Source organism: Pseudonocardia oceani (assembly GCF_019263585.2).
In the GTDB taxonomy this organism is placed as follows: Bacteria; Actinomycetota; Actinomycetes; order Mycobacteriales; family Pseudonocardiaceae; genus Pseudonocardia; species Pseudonocardia oceani.
In genome coordinates this window covers 403,712-420,453 of the sequence record NZ_JADQDF010000001.1, presented here as the reverse complement: position 1 = coordinate 420,453, position 16,742 = coordinate 403,712, and the positions used below count along the sequence as shown (strand labels likewise).

Here is a 16,742-nt window from a genome sequence, read left to right as displayed (position 1 = left end):
ACGACACGAGACCGAGCCGGTGATCCCGTTCGCCCGTCCCTACGTCATTTTCGGATTAGAGGCATTGGCCGTCGACGCGCCGGTCGGCGCAAGCAGAACGCCCCGTCCCGTCCGGTAGTCGCTGCCCTGGTCGAGTGCGCCCCGCATCCGCCGGGCACCTGCAGCGCCGAGCCCACTCGGCCCTCTCGAGGAGCACCTCGTGACGATCACCGACGCCCGCCCGACCACACGCGATAACGACCCGGACCACACGCCCCCACCCGAGCCGAGCACCGACACGTGGGGCGAACTGCTCGTCGTCGACCCCACCACGCTGGTGATCGGCGCCAACGTCCGCCGCGAAGTCGCACTGGACAAGCCGTTCCTGCGCTCGATCGCCGACCGCGGCGTGCGGGAGCCGATCACCGTCCGCCGCCGCGCCGACGGCGCGTTGGTGGTGCGCAAGGGCAAGCGCCGCACCCTTGCTGCGGTCGAGACCGGACGCCCGAGCGTCCCGGTCCTCGTCGAACCCGGCACCCCCGACGACGACACCGACACCGACACGGTCGGGACGGAGGGGCGGATCGAGCGGATCGTCGATCAGCTGGAGGAGAACCAGCACCGCGCCGGCACGAGCGAGGCCGATGAGGTGCGGGCCCATCAGCAGTTGCTCGACCTCGGGCTGACCGCCGGTCAGATCGCCCGCCGCACCCACGTCCCGACCCCGCGGGTGAAAGCCACCGCCGCGGTCGCGCGCAGCGAACTCGCCGCGGCGGTCCTGGACTGCTACGAGGTGACGCTGGACCAGGTCGCGGTGATCGCGGAGTTCGACGACGGCACCGACGCCGGCGTCGAGGCGGCCAAGGTCCTGACGGTGACCGCGGCCAAGGAGCCCACCCAGTTCGAGCACGTCGCGCAGCGGCTACGCGACGACCGCACCGACGCCGCCATGGTGGCCGAGCAGGTCGCCGAACTCACCACCGCCGGGGTGTCGATCCTCGACCCGGACGCCACCGGGGGAGCAGCACAGATCAGCGGGCTCCGGGCGAACGCGGACCTGCCCAGCGGGACCGAACTCACCGCCGAGCAGCACGCATCCTGCCCGGGCCACGCCGCGCAGGTGGAGATCCGCCGCGGCTGGGACCGCCAGCCCCAGGTCCGGGTCACCCATTGGTGCACCGACCCCGAGACCCACGGCCACATCGCCCGCTGGGACCAGTCGACCGCCCACACCGGCAGGTCCCGAACGGGGGCGATGAGCGAGCAGGAGAAGGCGCAGCGGCGACTGGTCATCGCGAACAACCGGGAATGGGACTCCGCGACCACGGTGCGCCGCGACTGGCTGCGCGGGTTCCTCGCCCGCCGCACCGCACCCAAGGACGCGGTGACGTATCTGGCGGTCACCCTCGCCCGCGCCGGGCACGACCTGCGCCGGGCGATGGAGTCCGGCCACCCCAGCGCATGTGAACTGCTCGGAATGGCCCCGGTCGGCAGCGTCTACCCCGGCCGAAAGAACCCGATCACCGAGGCCGCGGCCACGGCGGCCACCCCGCGGGCGACGATGCTGGCGTTGGCGGTGCTGCTCGGCGCGGCGGAGGACGCCACCGACCGGCAGACCTGGCGCAACCCGACCTCGGACCACCGGGCCTACTTCACTGCCCTGAGCCAGTGGGGCTACCCGCTCTCGACGGTCGAACAGCTCGTCCTCGCTGACCCCGAGGGCCCGCACCCGGACGCAGTCGACGAACCCGCACCGGGCGCCGACAGTGATTCCGCCGGAGGCGATGAACTCGCCGAGCCGGAGACGCCGACGACCGACTGAGAGCAGGCCTGGTGGGTCGCTCTCCGGGGCGGCCCATCAGGCACGTCAGCCGTCATGGCGAGACGAAGCGCGAGAGGTCACGGCCCCGGCCGGCTGCACGAGTCTTGCCAGCAATGCCGAAGTGAGCGTGTGCATCACTGCCTCCGAGGCCTGGTGCTCGCCAGGAGACGCCCGAAGGTCAGCACAGCACGGGCGAGGCGAGCGGCGATGAACCCCGGACCCGGTCCGAGCGGGTGGGACGGGCCTCGCTGCGCTCGGACGCCTGGCGGCGTTCCCACCCGCTCGGACGAGCCCGCAACCCCCGCCGTCCCTGCGGGACCCCACCCGCGCCGCGCTGAGGCCAGGGCCGCGTCACCCACAACCACCACCTGGAGACCCTGATGAACAAGCTCACCATCCACGGCAACATCACCGACAAGCCCGAACTGCGGTTCTCCCGCTCGGGGGTCCCGGTCGCCACCTTCACCGTCGCGACCAACCGCCGCCGGCTCAACCGGCAGACCGGCACCTGGACCGACCTGCCCTCGGTGTTCCACCGGGTCTGTCAAGTCCCGGGTTTGATGGAGGCTCGGTTCTCACGCTCCGGCGGGCTGCCGGGCGGTGCTCGTGTCGGCGTGTAGCGCCTCGTGCTCGGCGGGTGGGATCAGGCCGAGCTCGCCGTGGAGACGGCGATGGTTGTACCAGTCGATGTACTCCGCGACCGCCAGCTCGAGGTCGTCGATCCCGCGCCACGGGCCCCGATTCCGCACGAGCTCGGCCTTGAACAGCGAGTTGAACGCCTCCGCCATCGCATTATCGTAGGAATCGCCGACCGACCCCACCGATGCCACTGCTTCGACTTCCGCGAGTCGCTCGCCGTAGCGCACGGCGACATATTGCACGCCACGGTCCGAATGATGTATCAATTCGGAGAGATCTGCACCCGCGCGCTGCCGGGTCCAGATCCCCATGTTCAAGGCGTCCAGGGCGAGTTTGGTGTATAGATTGCGCGACAGCTGCCATCCCACGATGCGGCGCGAGAACACGTCCATGACGAAGGCGGCGTATACCCAGCCGGAGAACGTGCGGATGTAGGTGATGTCGGCGACCCACAGCCGGTTCGGTGCGGGCGCGGTGAAGTCCCGGTCGACCAGGTCCGGCCGCAGGTCCTGTCCCTTGGCTCGCACCGTGGTGCGCGGCACCCGCAGGCGGGACACCCCGCGCAGGCCGTTGCGGCGCATCAGCCGCTCGACGGTGCAGCGTGCCACTTGGCGACCGTTGACCCCTCCTTGGCGGCGCAGCTGAGCCCACACCTTCCGGCTGCCGTAGACGCTGAAGTTGTCGCGGTGCACTCGCTCGATCTCGTTCAAATTCTCGGCATCGGTAAGCGAGCGCTCCGACGGCGGCCGCTTCTTCGACGCATGGAAAGTACTCGGGGCAATCTTCACGCCTGCGTCCTTCAATACCGCGCAGATCGGCTCGACCCCGAACTCGGTCTTGTTCGCCTCGATGTAGTCGAGGACTACCTGTTGGGGCGGTCGAGCTCCGCCGCGAAGAAAGCCGAGGCCGACTTCAGAATGGCGTTCGCCCGCCGCAGCTCCCGAACCTCACGTTCCAGCTCCGCCAGCCGCGTCGCGTCGTCGGTGGTCGTGCCCGGCCTGCTGCCGTTGTCGATCTCGACCTGCTTCACCCAGCCGCGCAACGTCTCCGGGTTAATCCCCAGCTGCTCGCCGATGCGCTTGTAGACGTTCCCGCCGCCGCCGTCCGGGGCGGCCTTCGCGTCGAGCACGAGCCGGATCGCTCGTTCCCGCAGCTCGTCGGGGTACTTCCTCGGGGCGGCCATCGGTCGATCATCCTCCAGGCTTGATGCTCTCCATCAAACCCGGGACGGGACAGTCGACGGGGTCGCTCAACGATCAACTTTCAGCCGCCGTTGACACCGTGAATCGAGCAGCACGGGTCACGGCCGTGATGACCGTCGCCGCCGTCGTCGGCAAGCCTGCATGTGTCTGGGGCGCGCCCGGTCGGGTGTCGCCGATCGGAACGCCGAGCGCTGCTGGACCTACTGCAATGTCGGCGACGCAGCGGGTGACGGAGGAAGTGTCAGTGCAGCCGGCGGTGGCGCAGCTGATCTCGGCGGGGAGGAGCTGCACCGCGTCGGTGGTGGCTTCAAACTCTGGACGCCTGGCGGTGACTGCGGCGCACTGCGTCTACATACCTGAACACAGGCAGGCGTGGTCGGAAGCGGCAGTTGGATGTCGTGAGGTTCCCCCGGTAGCCCGGAGTGTCGGCTACCTGGCGGCGGCCGGGTCAGGTTCGGCGGCCGCAGCCGCTGGGTGATTGTCGGTGTGAGCATGCCAGGCCGCTTCGTACTCGTCTGGTGAGCACCAGCCGAGCCGGGCCTGGATGCGTTCGGTGTTGTACCAGCCGTCGATGTAGGCGAACAGCGCGTTCTCCGCTTCGTCCCGTGTCCGCCACGACCTCCGATAGACGAGCTCGGTTTTCAGGGTGGAGAAGAAGTTCTCCATCAGCGCATTATCGTAGGAATCCCCGACCGAACCCATCGACGCGAGAATGCCGTGGTCGTCGAGTCGCTGTCCGAATCGCAGCGACGTGTAATTCGAGCCGCGGTCCGAATGGTGAACGACCTGGCCCTCACGGATACCGCGTGACCACACCGCATACTCGAGCGCGCCGAGGATGAGGTCGGTGTCGCAGCGGTCCGAGCACCGCCACCCGACGATCCGGTTGGAGAACGCGTCCCGGACCGCGGCCAGCCAGAACACGCCTTGCCCGCACGGGATCCGAGTCGCGTCGGCGACCCAGAGCCGGTTCGGCGCCGGCGCGGTGAAGTCCCGGCTGACCAGGTCCGGAGCCGGTGTCGCGGCGGGGTTCTGCCTGGTCGAGCTGGTGCGCCACTTCTTGCGCAGGAACGCTCCCTGCAGGCCGTGCTCGCGCATCAATCGCTCGATCCGCTTACGCGAGACGTGCACCCCACGGCGGCGCAGGATCGCGTGGATCCGCGGAGAACCGTAGGTGCCACCTGAGCGGTCGTGAATTGCGAGGATCTCGGCGAGCAACTGCTCATCATCCCGGCGCCGCGCCGACGGGTTCCGTTGTTGGTCGAGCCAGCCATAGAACGTCGAGGCGGCGATGCCGAGGACCCGCAGGACCGGGTCGACCCGAACCGGTCACGGAGATGGCCGACGGCTTTCAATATCGCCTCTTTGTCGGGTCCATCTCCTGGGCGAAAAAAGCACTCGCCGCCTTCAAAAACTCATTCGCTCGGCGCAGCTCGGCGTTTTCCTTCCGGAGCCGACGCAGCTCCTCGACCTCCGCGGTCGTGGGCACGTCGCTGCGCTGGCCGCGGTCGGTGGCGGGCGGAGAACGGCGGCGTGCCACGGGTGCGGGTGGCCGACTCTGCGCGGTCGAACCGGTACCTGTCCCTGCTGGAGCGCCAGCGCATCGCCACGCTGCGCGCACAAGGCGTCGGAGTGCGTGAGATCGCGCGGAGGATCGAACGCGCGGCGTCGACGGTGAGCCGGGAGCTGCACCGCAACCTGCTGCGCCACGACTACAACGTCTACGACGCCGACCTCGCCCATGCCCGCGCCCGGCAGCGGGCCCGCCGGGTGCGACGCACTCGGCTGATCCGCGATCCCGAGCTGCGCCGGCTGGTCCAGGCCAAGCTCGAGCTGGAATGGAGCCCCGAACAGATCGCGGCCCACCTGCGCATCGCGCACCCCGATTGCCGCGACTGGCATCTGTGCCACGAGACCATCCACCAAGGCCTCTACCACGGCGGTAAAGGTGGCCTGAGCAGGAACTCACCCGCCGGCTGCGGACCGGGCGACCGCTACGGAAGCGACGTCGCCGAGCCCACCAGCGGCAGACCCGGTTCATCGCGCCGGCGGCGCTCATCGACAGCGACCCGCCGCGGTCGAGGAGCGCGGACGGATCGGGGACTGGGAAGGTGATCTCATCGTCGGCCGGATGAGTCGCTCGGCGATCGGGACGCTGGTAGAGCGGTCCAGCCGCTACCTGCGCCTGATCCACCTCCCCCACGGACACAGCGCCGAGCAGTTGCGTGCTGCGCTCATCGCAGCGCTGTCGGGCCTGGCTCCGCAGGCGCGGCTGACGTTGACCTGGGAGCAGGGCTCGGAGATGGCCCACCATCACCTGCTCATCGAGCAGTTCCGCGAAGGCATCTTCTTCGCCCACCCGGCAAGCCCGTGGCAGCGCGGCACGAACGAGAACACCAACGGCCTGCTGCGCCAGTACTTCCCGAAAGGCACCGACTATCGGCTCACGGTCTCGGCCCTCTGCGCGCGGTCGAGGACCGTCTCAACCACCGCCCGCGCAAGACGCTCGGGTGACGAACACCCGCCGCGCTCATGGGTGGCCTCGTGGCACCAAGATCCGGTCATCGTTGCGACGGTCGCTCGAATCCACCGGCCCCTGGTCGGGTCGATTGGGCGGGTCGGCGCGGCCGGGGACAACGCGGCCATGGAGTCGTTCTTCGCGTTGCTGCAGAAGAACGTCCTGAACCGGCGACCTGGAGCAGCAGGGAGGAGCTTCGACTGGCGATCATCACCTGGATCGAGCGCACCTACCACCGCCGCCGGCGCCAACGCCGCCTCGGCAGGCTCACCCCGATCGAGTACGAGACCATCCACCACGCGGCCGCTGACGCGGCCTGAACTCACTCACCAAGAGTGTCAACCAGATCGTCAGCAGTCCCGCCGCCGCATTCATGGACGTGGACGTCACCGAGATCGCTGACAGCGATGTCCATCTCAGGATTTGTGGCGTGACGGTCACGAGCGCCACGGGCGAATCGCAGCAGTCGCACCTACTGATGACGAGCAGAGGTTGCTCGGCCTGAAGTCGCGCGACGTAGCTTGCACAGTCGAGCGGCTGAGCCCCGCAGGTGCCTCGGCTGTGAAGTTCCGGCGAACGATTCCATGCCGGGTAGGTATTCGGGGTCGGACGACACCCGAGTTGCAGGCCGATTATGGGCTGAGCGGCCCGCCGGCGGTTGCGCGCAGGGCGAGGACGACGGCGAGGATCACCGCAAGAGCGATGGCGGCCGTGATCAGGAGCTGGGGGTCGAACGTCAGCTCGCGATACCGGTTGTGCGGCGGCTCCGCCTCGGGCATCGGCGGTCCCATCCAGTCGAGTACGTGGAACCGGCGATCGAACTGCTCGGCACCGTCTATGCCGGTCAGCAGCTCGCCAACCGGCCCGTTCGCCACGATCCGCCCGTTCGCGAGGACGGCCAGTCGTCCGTCGAACGCCTTGGCGAGGTCGATGTCGTGGGTGGTGATGAGCATCGTCGCGCCGCTGCGCCGTTGGCTGGTCAGGATGGCCTGGACGGTGCGCGCGGTGGTGGGGGCATCCAGGCCGAGGTCGACATCGTCGAGGACGATGAGCGGCCTGCCTCCCACCATCGCGGCGCCCAGCGCGACCCGGCGCCGCATGCGGGCCGAGAGCTGTTCGGGTAGCTGGTCGGCGACAGTGTCGAGGCCCAGTGTCCGCAGCCACCAGGCCGTGGTGGCGTAAATCGACTCCTCGTCCACGTTCTGCAGGTGCAGTGGCAGGGCGAGGTTCTCGCGCACCGTCTGCGACCCGAACACGGACGGCTCGAACAGGGTGGCCCCACCCAGCAGCACGCCCATCTCCGCGCGCAGTGCCTTCAACGACTTCGGGTCGAGATCCCACACCGATCGTCCACCGACCAGGACCCGCCCGGTGTCGGGGGGGACCAGACCGACCAGATGACGGACCAGGGTGGTCTTGCCCCCTCCGGAGGGACCCATCAGTACGGTGATCTGGCCGGCTGGGAACTCCGCCCGCAACCTCTGGTGGACGACCTCGCCACCCAGCGAGGTCGAGATGTTCTCGAACCGGATGTCGGGCGCTGCGCTGTCGGGCACGAGATGACCTCCGATGGCTCCCACGGCCGACCGGCCCGTACGAGTGGACGGCCGAGTGGGCGCATCCTGCCCTACCCCGAATGGCGCAGTCGAGCGGTCCATGCTCTCGAGGCCTCGACCGTTCATGTCATCGTGACGGGATGTGTAGCCTCCGCGCACGGACGGTCACCAGACGGTCCGACCATCTCGGGAGGTACACATGTCCGCCTATCATTCGATCGTCGTTGGCACGGACGGCTCCACGACCGCCCTGCGCGCGGTGCAGCGCGCGGCGCAGGTCGCGCGGGACGCGCAGGCTCGTCTGGTGATCGTGTCGGCCTACACGCCCGCGAGTCGCGAGGACGTCGACGTTGCCGAGGAGGCCCTGGGCGACGAGTCGTTCCTCGTTCGCGGTTCCACGCCGGCGGAGGAGAACCTGCGCGTCGCCGCAGCAGCGGCGAAGGAGCTGGGCGTCGAGGAGATCTTCACCCAGGCGGTGGACGGTGCCCCCGTCGACGTCCTGCGCAAGGCGGTCCTCGACCACCGCGCAGACCTTCTGGTCGTGGGGAACCGCGGTCTGAACACCCTCACCGGTCGCGTCCTGGGATCGGTCCCGTCGGCCGCGGCCCGCACCGCCGGTGCAGACGTCCTCATCGTGCACACGACGAGCTGACGGGTCCGCGGCAGAGCCGTCGACATCGGCCCGCCCGGGCCACTGATGGCCCGCGGCGCCCGTCCACGTCACCGTCCGTCTCGTGCACACTCCGTTCCGTTGTAGTCCCGGTCACAGCGCAGTGAGGAGAACCCGACGATGACTTCTGCGGTGTCCGAGGCGATCGACGACGTCCGTGACGTCCTCTCCCGAGCGGGCGAGAGCATCATCGTCGCGGGCAAGCCGGCCCCGGCCGCCGACGGCCGCCTCATCGACACCTGCGACCCGGCCACAGGGGAGGTCCTCGCGTCCATCGCCGCGGGAAGCGCGGCCGATGTGGACCGCGCCGTCGCCGCGGCGACCCGTGCCATGGGCCCGTGGGGCGACCTCAGCGCCGCTGGCCGGGCCCGGGCGCTCTACGACATCGCGTCGCTGATGGAGGCTCACGCCGAGGAGCTGGCAACCCTCGAGACGCTCGACAACGGCAAGCCGCTCACCGAGTCGATCTTCCTCGACGTGGGCATCGCCGCCGAGGTGTGGCGGTACTACGCGGGCTGGTGCACCAAGATCGGTGGGCAGACGTTGCCGGTGTCACCGCCGGTCGGCACCTCGTTCGCCTACACCCGTCGCGAGCCGCTCGGCGTCGTCGGGCTGATCGTGCCGTGGAACTTCCCGCTGCTCATCGCGTCCTGGAAGATGGCTCCCGCGCTGGCGGCCGGCAACACCGTGGTGCTCAAGCCCTCGGAGATGACCTCGCTCAGCGCGCTGAGGCTGGTGGAGCTGGCGAACGAGGCCGGCATCCCCCCCGGCGTGGTCAACCTGGTCACCGGCTACGGGCACGAGGCCGGGCAAGCTCTGATCGAGCACCGGGGCATCGCGAAGATCTCCTTCACCGGCTCGACCGCGACCGGGCAGAAGATCGTCACAGCGAGTGCGGCGAGCCTCAAGAAGCTCACCCTCGAGCTGGGTGGCAAGTCCGCCAACATCGTGTTCCCGGATGCGGATCTGCCGGGCGCCGCCCAGGGCGCGCTCACCGGGATCTTCCTGAACCAGGGCCAGGTGTGCTGCGCCGGCTCACGGCTGTTCGTGCACCGCAGCGTGCACGACGAGTTGCTCGGTGTGCTCGAGTCCGCGGCGCGGGAGATCCAGCTCGGCCACGGTCTCGCCGACGGGACCGAGATGGGCCCGCTGATCTCGTCCGCCCAGCGCGAGCGGGTGGAGGGCTACCTGCGGTCAGGCTCCGAGGAGGGCGCCACCCTCGTGTGCGGTGGGCAGCGGCCCGACGGCGACCTCGCGAGCGGCAACTTCCTGACCCCCGCGATCTTCAGCGACGTCCGGGACGAGATGCGGATATCCCGGGAGGAGATCTTCGGCCCGGTCCTGACCGTGCTGCCCTTCGACGACGAGGCCGAGGTGGTCCGCCGGGCCAACGACAGCGAGTACGGCCTCGCCGCGGGCCTGTGGACCTCGGACGTCACCCGGGCCCACCGGGTCGCCCACCGGCTGCAGGCGGGCACGGTGTGGATCAACCAGTACAACATGCTCGACCCGGCGGCCCCGTTCGGCGGCTACAAGGCCTCCGGCTACGGCCGCGACCTCGGCGAGGAGTCGCTGCTCGGCTTCACCCAGACCAAGTCCGTGTGGGTCAGCCTCGACTGAGGCCGACTCGTACCGGCATCGCACACCGTTCCACCACAGGAGGAGAAAGCACATGGGCGTGTTCACCGACGAGTCCGAGGTCTACACCTACCTCGGGGGCATCTTCGAGCTGGCGACCAAGAAGGACGGACTGTCCGACAAGCTCGCCGGGTCGGGGGTGGTCCTACGGATCCACTACACCGATCCCGATGCGACCATCACCGTCGACATGCCGAACAAGGAGGTCGAGACCGGCGGCGCCAGCACCAAGGAGCCCAACGTCGAGCTGTTCATGACGGCCGACACCGGCAACCGGTTCTGGCTCGGCAAGGTCAACCTGTCGGTGGCGATGGCCCGCGGCACGGTGCGCGCCAAGGGCCCGGTGCCGAAGCTGCTCAAGCTGATCCCGACCGCCAAGGAGCTCTTCCCCGAGTACGAGAAGATGCTCACCGAAGCCGGTCGCGACGATCTCGTCAACGCCTGACCGCCGCGTGCCCGTCGAGATCGGAGTGCCGCCGTGCTGAGCACGATGCAGAACAGTCCTCTCACCGTCGGATCCGTGCTGCGGCACGCGTCCACCGTGCACGGTGCCCGCGAGACGATCACCGCCGTCACGCCGGGATCGACCCGGCGGACCAGCTACGCCGAGCTCGGTGAGCGGGCGGCGCGGCTGGCGAACGCGCTGCGCGGGTTCGGTGTCACCGGTGATCAGCGGGTGGCCACGTTCCAGTGGAGCAACCAGGAGCATCTCGACGGGTACGCGGCCATCCCCTCGATGGGGGCGGTGCTGCACACGCTCAACCTGAGGCTGCCCCCGCACCAGCTGTCCTACATCGCCGACCACGCCGAGGACGGCGTGCTGATCGTCGACGACTCGCTGGCCCCGCTGCTGGCCCGCGCACTGCCCGACATGAAGACGGTGCACACGGTCCTGGTCACCGGCGGCGGCGACCTCGCGCCGCTGGAGGGCCACGGCAAGCAGGTGCTGCGCTACGACGAGGTCCTCGCGGCGCAGTCCCCGGTGTTCGACTGGCCCGAGGTGGACGAGAATTCCGCCGCGGCGATGTGCTACACGTCGGGCACCACCGGCAACCCGAAGGGGGTGGTGTACAGCCACCGCTCCATGTGGTTGCACTCCCAGGCGGCCTGCACCACCAACGCGCTGGGCGTCGGCTACGACGACACGATCCTGGCGATCGTCCCGATGTTCCACGCCAACGCCTGGGGCCTGCCCTACGCGGCCATGATGGCGGGTGCGCAGCTGCTGCTGCCGGGCCCGTTCCTGCAGGCCGCACCGCTGGTGGCGATGATCGAGTCGGAGCGGCCCACGATGTCGGGGGCGGTGCCGACGATCTGGAACGACATCCTCAACCACGTCCGGGACAACCCCGGGCACGACCTCAGCTCGCTGAAGTTCGTGGCGTGCGGCGGCTCCGCGGTCCCGCGCTCGCTGATGCAGGCCTTCGACGAGCTCGGGGTCCGGATCGTGCAGGCCTGGGGCATGACCGAGACCTCCCCGCTGGCCTCCGTAGCGCTCCCGCCCGCCACCGCGACCCCTGAGGAGGAGATGCACCTGCGCGGTACGCAGGGTCGTGTCGTCGCCGGGGTCGAGGCGCGCATCGTCGACGACGAGGGCACGCCACTGCCCCACGACGGCAAATCGGTGGGCGAGCTCCAGGTCCGCGGGCCCTGGGTCACCGCCTCCTACTACGGGGACGAGGACCCGGACAAGTTCCACGAGGGCTGGCTGCGCACCGGCGACGTCGGGCTGATCGATCCGGCCCAGTTCATCACCCTGACCGACCGGGCCAAGGACGTGATCAAGTCCGGCGGCGAGTGGATCTCCTCGGTCGAGCTGGAGAACGAGCTGATCGGCCACCCGGACGTCCTGTCGGCGGCGGTGATCGCGGTACCGGACGAGAAGTGGCAGGAACGGCCGCTGGCCGCGGTCGTGCGACGCCCCGGGGCGACCGTCACGCCCGGCGAGCTGAACGACTATCTCTCCGAGAAGGTCGCGAAATGGTGGCTGCCGGAGCGATGGAGCTTCATTGACGAGGTGCCCCTGACCGGAACCGGGAAATACGACAAGAAGGTTCTCCGTAAGCGCTACAGCGACGGTGAGCTTTCTGTGGAGAATATCTCCGGCTGATCCGCCGAGGGCGTATCGCGAATGAGTTCTGCCCCGGAGTCGAGTCGAGCGCGACTTCCGGGGCAGAACTCACTCTTTCGATGCTGAAGAAATCAACGAGCCGAGTCGCGGCGGCGGCCTGCCACGTAACCCGCGACGCCCCCGACGACCAGGGCTGCTCCCGCCGCGGAGACGATCTGCGCGAAGTCGAGGCCGGCCCCCGCCGGCGGGTACCAGAAGACCAGCGGGAGTACGAGCAGGAAACTGCCGAGCGCCGCGCAGGCTCCGTGCACGTGGGTGAGCTCCGCATCTCCCACCTGGCTGCCCGCCGTGGCGAAGGCGGCCACCGAGACCAGCAGCAGCCAGAACTGGCCCACCACGGGCAGGTAGGCCTGGGCGATCGGGGTCATCAGGCCACCGAGGAGCAGGACCGACAGACCCGTGGACGCCGCTCTGACGGCCGCCGCCACGTCCACCGGGATGGGGGCCGGACCTCGACCCGCGGCGCTGCCTCCTGTGATGCTCACGACAGGGAGCCTACAGTGGGCGCTCGCCAGCCGGACGACGCCAGGGTCGGAGGAACAGATGGCTCGTCGCCACCCGCCTGTCGAGCGGGCGCCCCGCGATCCGGTCGTGAGCGTGGACCCGATCGAGCTCGCCCGGCTGTTCCTCTCGGCGACCGAACCGACCGACGTCCTCGACGCGGTGGCGCGGGCGGCGTGCGAGCGGACCTCCTTCCGACGGTCGGTGATCATGGCTGTCGACCCCGTCCGAGGGCTCGTGCGCGGACGCGCGGGCTTCGGCGTCGACCCGGCGAAGGTCGACGCCGCAGGCGGACCGGTGGGGGACTACCCGGTGATCTCGAAGCTAACTGCTTCGGCTGCGCCCCTGGTGGTGCCCGCTTCCGAGGTGGCCGACATGGTGCCCGACCAATGTCTGCGGCTCTTCGACGTACACGGCCCGATCGCCGTCCAGCTGTTGCACAGCGACCGGCTCGGACTGCTCGGGATCGTGTTCTGCGATCACGGTCCGACGTCCACCCTTCGGCCGAGTGCGGCCGACCTCGCGACGCTCACCGAGCTGTCCGAGGTGGCTGCCCTGGCGTTCCAGCAGGCCTTGCTGCTCCGTCGATCGGTCTCCCTGCAGGAGCTGCGCGAGCGGTCCCGGATCGCCGCGGCATTGCACGACGGGGTCACCCAGCAGATGTTCGCCGCCACTCTGGAGGTCGAGGAGCTTCGCGCCGGCGCGGTACTGGGCGAGCGGGCAACCGTCGGTCTGGAGCGGCTGGCGGACCGTCTCGGCACCGCTCTGCAGCAACTGCGGGTGGCTCTGGTCGAGATCGCTGCTGGTGGGGTGCCCGACGACCGCGGGACGCAGGACGGCGACCAGGCGGTGGCGACGAGGATCCGCAACGTGCTGGCCCGGACCGGGGCCGGTGGCGGGCCGACCCCGGACCTGGACGTGACCGGCGAGGGGCCCGAGCCCGACGCCGTGTCGGCCGACCTGCTCGTCCGGGCGGTGCGGGAGGGCGCGGCGAACGCCGGGCGCCACGGGCACGCCACGCAGATCGCGGTGCACCTGCGCCGGGGCGGATCGTGGTGGACCGTCGAGATCGACGATGACGGGTCGGGCAGTGCCGTCGGCGTCCAGCGGGTTCTGAGCGGGCACGGGAACAACTCGTTCGGCCTGCCGAGCCTGGCAAAGGAATGCGCGCGGGTCGGTGGACGGATCTGGGTGAGTGACGCGCCGCGCCTACACGGCCTGCGATTGGGCGTTGCGGTTCCCCTGTCCGCACGCTGACTGCGCCACCGTCGACCCCCCGATCGGGGGGACTTCATTCCCCCCGGTCGTCGGCGTATCCCCCCCATTCCTCGCGCGTTACCCAGATAACACGATCGTAAGCTGCATCACGCGGGCGATTCCATGGCGCACGTCTGACGATTGCCACCGTCGACGGTTGCTGCCCCGGCGCCGCTCGATGTGAGCCGGCTTTAATCGATCAGGAAGGAACCGACCGTGAGTTCGCCGACGACAGTCTCGATCCCCAAGGACTCGACCAGACGTCTACCTCGGGTGTCCAACCCGCTCAAGGGTCTTGAAGGACCGCTGGTCCAGGCCGGCGAGATGACCCGGCTCATGTTCCAGGTCCTCTGGATGGCGGTGCGCCACCCGCTGGGCTACTGGTCCGAGGTCCGGGACCAGATGTTCGACATCCTGAAGCTCTGCTGGATCCCGATGGCGGTGTCGACCACCGCCTTCGGATTGGGTGCGCCGGGCCTGCAGGGTGGCAACATCTTCAACCTCTTCGGCATCCCCGAGCGGCTCGGTTCGTTCTTCGTCATGGCGAGTGTCCGGGAGTTCGCTCCCTGGGTGAACGCCATGGTCGTCGCCGGCGTCGTGGGTACGGCGATCACCGCCGACCTCGGCGCCCGGCGCATCCGCGAGGAGATCGACGCCATGGAGGTCCTCGGCGTCGACCCGATCCGGACCCTCGTCCTCCCGCGGGTCGTCGCGCTGTTCATCATGACCGGCCTGCTCGACCTGGTGGCCATCCTGTTCGGCCTGCTCGGCGGCTACATCGCGGCGGTGCCCATCCTCGGTGCCAACCCGGCTGCCTTCGCCGACAGCCTCTTCGCCAACCTCTCCGCCACCGACGTGTGGGGCAGTGTCGTCAAGACCGCGCTGTTCGGCCTGATCATCGGGGTCGTCTGCTGCTACAAGGGCCTCAAGGCGAGCGGCGGCCCGATCGGCGTCGGCAGTGCGGTCAACCAGGCGGTCGTCATCGCGTTCGCGGCGATCTGGATCTTCAACATGGTGTTCACGACGATCCTGCTCGGTCTGAACCCCGACATCCAGGTCTACAAGTAGAGGAGCGCGCGACATGACCAGCACGACGGATCGTCCCGGTCCCGCCGGCCCGCCTCCCGGACCTCCGAAGAAGCTCGGACCGAAGGTCACCCTCGGTGAGCAGAAGGTCAAGGAGGCCTTCACCACCGGTGGCGAGATCGCCAAGTTCTCCACCCGGATCATCCGGGACCTGCCCGACGTCCGGCACTACGCGACCGAGGTCTTCCGGCAGTCCGGCATCCTCATCCTCTCCAGCGGTCTGATCATCTGGTTGATGATGTTCGTCATCGGCTACCAGTGCGGCCTGGAGGCGAACTACACCCTCAAGCAGATCGGCGCACCGCTCTACTCGGGCATCTTCTCCGCCTGGTGCGCGATCCGCGAGATGGGCCCCTACATGTGGGGCTACATCCTGGCGGCGAAGGTCGGTTGCGGGCTGGTCGCCGAGCTCGGCTCGATGCGTATCTCCGACGAGATCGACGCCATGGAGGTCATGGGGGTCCGCTCGCGGAGCTACCTCGTGGGCACCCGCATCATCGCCACCTGGATCGCGATGCCGTTCCTCTACGTCGTCGGCCTCGGCATCATGTACATCGCCGAGTACCTGACCGTCGTCATCCAGCTGGGCGGGGTCTCGGCAGGCGGCTACTCCTTCATCTTCTGGCTTTACCAGAACCCGCTCGACTTCGTCTACTCGCTCTCGAAAGTCATGGCGATGGGCACCGTCATCATCTTCGTCGGCTGCTACTACGGCTACAACGCCAGCGGTGGCCCGGTCGGCGTGGGACGAAACACCGCGAAGTCGATGATGCTCAACATGGTTCTGATCCACGTGGTCGGCGTCCTCGGCACCCAGCTGTTCTGGGGCCTGTCCGCCAACGCACCGATCGCCAACTAGTCCACCACGTCGGGGCGACGCCGCCCCACCCCCGGAGGTCTCCGATGTCCCCGCGAGCCGAACCAGTCGGTGTCCACCCTCACGCAGGTCGCCATGGCCTACGCGGGCAGGACGCCGGCGGTGACACCGGACCGTCTCCCATGTCGGTGCGCAACCTGCACAAGGCCTTCGGGTCGTTCAAGATCCTCAGGGGACTGGACCTGGAGTTCCACGACGACGCGATCACGACGATCCTCGGGCCGTCCGGTACCGGCAAGAGCGTCCTCATCAAGCACCTGGTCGGGCTCCTCGAACCCGACCAGGGCGAGGTGGTGATCTTCGGCCAGGACATGTGGCGCATCACCGAACGTGAACGCTACGAGCTGCGCAAGCGCTTCGGGGTGCTGTTCCAGGACGGCGCCCTGTTCGGCTCGATGAACATGTACGACAACACGGCCTTCCCGCTGCGCAAGCACACCGACATGTCCGAGGGCGACATCCGCGAGATCGTCATGTCGAACCTCGTGGAGGTGGGCCTGGAGGCCGCCGTCGGGAAGTTCCCCAGCGAGGTCTCGGGTGGCATGCGCAAGCGCGCCGGGTTCGCCCGCGCACTGGTGATGAACCCCGACATCGTGCTCTTCGACGAGCCGGACTCCGGCCTCGACCCGGTGCGTACCAGCCTGCTCTGCGACCTGATCCTCAAGATCCACGCGGAGCACGGCGGTTGTTACATGATCGTGACCCACGACATCAGGTCGGCCAAGAAGGTCAGCGACTACGTCGGCCTGATCTGGCAGGGGAACGTGGTGCACTACGGCGACGCAGCGGGCGCCTTCGCCTCCGAGGACCCGTTCGTCCGGCAGTTCCTCGCGGGCGAGTCCGCCGGACCCCTGGGGATGGACTGA

13 protein-coding genes, 4 pseudogenes and 1 other annotated feature are annotated in these 16,742 nt (G+C 69.0%); of the genes and pseudogenes, 13 read left to right on the top strand and 4 right to left on the bottom strand.

From position 1 onward, the window contains the following. Nucleotides 1-199 precede the first annotated feature (199 nt). Both I4I82_RS02030 and I4I82_RS02025 read left to right on the top strand, forming a co-directional pair. A complete protein-coding gene (locus tag I4I82_RS02030) occupies nt 200-1,801 on the top strand; it encodes a ParB/RepB/Spo0J family partition protein (RefSeq protein WP_218594565.1) in 1,602 nt (533 codons plus the stop codon). Between the two features lie 380 nt (nt 1,802-2,181). Next, nucleotides 2,182-2,421, top strand: a complete 240-nt coding sequence (locus tag I4I82_RS02025) for a single-stranded DNA-binding protein (protein WP_218595011.1) — start codon at nt 2,182-2,184, stop codon at nt 2,419-2,421. Here I4I82_RS02025 and I4I82_RS02020 read toward each other — a convergent pair. Together I4I82_RS02020 and I4I82_RS02015 are read right to left on the bottom strand one after the other, a co-directional pair. Next, nucleotides 2,377-3,623, bottom strand: a pseudogene (locus tag I4I82_RS02020) (IS3 family transposase). The gene I4I82_RS02025 and the pseudogene I4I82_RS02020 overlap by 45 nt on opposite strands. Further along, nucleotides 3,214-3,342, bottom strand: a sequence feature (AL1L pseudoknot). (Overlaps the previous pseudogene by 129 nt.) A 448-nt stretch (nt 3,624-4,071) precedes the next feature. Further along, nucleotides 4,072-4,953: pseudogene (locus tag I4I82_RS02015) on the bottom strand (IS3 family transposase); the annotation flags it as partial. A 231-nt stretch (nt 4,954-5,184) separates the two neighbouring features. On the opposite strand from I4I82_RS02015, the gene I4I82_RS02010 reads away from it, so the two are divergent. The 3 genes and pseudogenes from I4I82_RS02010 to I4I82_RS02000 all read left to right on the top strand — a co-directional run. Beyond that, complete coding sequence (locus I4I82_RS02010) at nt 5,185-5,757, top strand: helix-turn-helix domain-containing protein (protein ID WP_218589305.1); 573 nt, start codon at nt 5,185-5,187, stop codon at nt 5,755-5,757. After that, nucleotides 5,738-6,025 (top strand): annotated as a pseudogene (locus I4I82_RS02005) (IS30 family transposase); the annotation flags it as partial. The gene I4I82_RS02010 and the pseudogene I4I82_RS02005, both read left to right, overlap by 20 nt. Nucleotides 6,026-6,238: 213 nt before the next feature. Next, nucleotides 6,239-6,480: pseudogene (locus I4I82_RS02000) on the top strand (integrase core domain-containing protein); the annotation flags it as partial. Nucleotides 6,481-6,792: 312 nt separating this feature from the next. On the opposite strand, the gene I4I82_RS01995 reads toward I4I82_RS02000, so the two are convergent. Continuing rightward, complete coding sequence (locus I4I82_RS01995; RefSeq protein WP_225920474.1) at nt 6,793-7,818, bottom strand: ABC transporter ATP-binding protein; 1,026 nt, start codon at nt 7,816-7,818, stop codon at nt 6,793-6,795. Between the two features lie 97 nt (nt 7,819-7,915). Between I4I82_RS01995 and I4I82_RS01990 the strand changes: the two genes are divergently transcribed. The 4 genes from I4I82_RS01990 (at nt 7,916) to I4I82_RS01975 (ending at nt 12,134) form a co-directional block, all read left to right on the top strand. Next, the gene (locus I4I82_RS01990; protein WP_218589307.1) at nt 7,916-8,368 is read left to right on the top strand and encodes a universal stress protein; all 453 of its coding nucleotides are present in this window, start codon (nt 7,916-7,918) and stop codon (nt 8,366-8,368) included. 138 nt (nt 8,369-8,506) lie between these two features. Further along, the gene (locus I4I82_RS01985) at nt 8,507-10,006 is read left to right on the top strand and encodes an aldehyde dehydrogenase family protein (RefSeq protein WP_218589308.1); all 1,500 of its coding nucleotides are present in this window, start codon (nt 8,507-8,509) and stop codon (nt 10,004-10,006) included. Between the two features lie 52 nt (nt 10,007-10,058). After that, entirely contained in the window at nt 10,059-10,469 is a 411-nt protein-coding gene (locus tag I4I82_RS01980) for an SCP2 sterol-binding domain-containing protein (protein WP_218589309.1), read from the top strand. Between the two features lie 33 nt (nt 10,470-10,502). After that, nucleotides 10,503-12,134, top strand: a complete 1,632-nt coding sequence (locus I4I82_RS01975; RefSeq protein ID WP_218589310.1) for a long-chain fatty acid--CoA ligase — start codon at nt 10,503-10,505, stop codon at nt 12,132-12,134. A gap of 92 nt (nt 12,135-12,226) precedes the next feature. Here the strand turns inward: I4I82_RS01975 and I4I82_RS01970 are convergent, their stop codons facing one another. Continuing rightward, complete coding sequence (locus I4I82_RS01970; RefSeq protein ID WP_218589311.1) at nt 12,227-12,640, bottom strand: hypothetical protein; 414 nt, start codon at nt 12,638-12,640, stop codon at nt 12,227-12,229. A 106-nt stretch (nt 12,641-12,746) separates the two neighbouring features. Between I4I82_RS01970 and I4I82_RS01965 the strand changes: the two genes are divergently transcribed. From I4I82_RS01965 to I4I82_RS01950, 4 genes are all read left to right on the top strand, one after another. Next, nucleotides 12,747-13,913, top strand: a complete 1,167-nt coding sequence (locus I4I82_RS01965; protein ID WP_218595010.1) for a sensor histidine kinase — start codon at nt 12,747-12,749, stop codon at nt 13,911-13,913. 273 nt (nt 13,914-14,186) lie between these two features. Then, nucleotides 14,187-14,981 (top strand): MlaE family ABC transporter permease, encoded by a 795-nt coding sequence (locus I4I82_RS01960; RefSeq protein ID WP_226369826.1) that lies wholly within the window; start codon nt 14,187-14,189, stop codon nt 14,979-14,981. A 13-nt stretch (nt 14,982-14,994) separates the two neighbouring features. Then, complete coding sequence (locus I4I82_RS01955; RefSeq protein WP_218589313.1) at nt 14,995-15,858, top strand: ABC transporter permease; 864 nt, start codon at nt 14,995-14,997, stop codon at nt 15,856-15,858. A gap of 44 nt (nt 15,859-15,902) precedes the next feature. Next, nucleotides 15,903-16,742 (top strand): ABC transporter ATP-binding protein, encoded by an 840-nt coding sequence (locus tag I4I82_RS01950; RefSeq protein WP_218589314.1) that lies wholly within the window; start codon nt 15,903-15,905, stop codon nt 16,740-16,742.

Coding starts and splice junctions, on each gene's coding strand:
- I4I82_RS01950 (WP_218589314.1), top strand. CDS start 15,903: ATGTCCCCGCGAGCCGAACCAGTCGGTGTCCACCCTCACGCAGGTCGC.
- I4I82_RS01990 (WP_218589307.1), top strand. CDS start 7,916: ATGTCCGCCTATCATTCGATCGTCGTTGGCACGGACGGCTCCACGACC.
- I4I82_RS02025 (WP_218595011.1), top strand. CDS start 2,182: ATGAACAAGCTCACCATCCACGGCAACATCACCGACAAGCCCGAACTG.
- I4I82_RS01955 (WP_218589313.1), top strand. CDS start 14,995: ATGACCAGCACGACGGATCGTCCCGGTCCCGCCGGCCCGCCTCCCGGA.
- I4I82_RS01985 (WP_218589308.1), top strand. CDS start 8,507: ATGACTTCTGCGGTGTCCGAGGCGATCGACGACGTCCGTGACGTCCTC.
- I4I82_RS01995 (WP_225920474.1), bottom strand. CDS start 7,818: ATGGACCGCTCGACTGCGCCATTCGGGGTAGGGCAGGATGCGCCCACT.
- I4I82_RS01980 (WP_218589309.1), top strand. CDS start 10,059: ATGGGCGTGTTCACCGACGAGTCCGAGGTCTACACCTACCTCGGGGGC.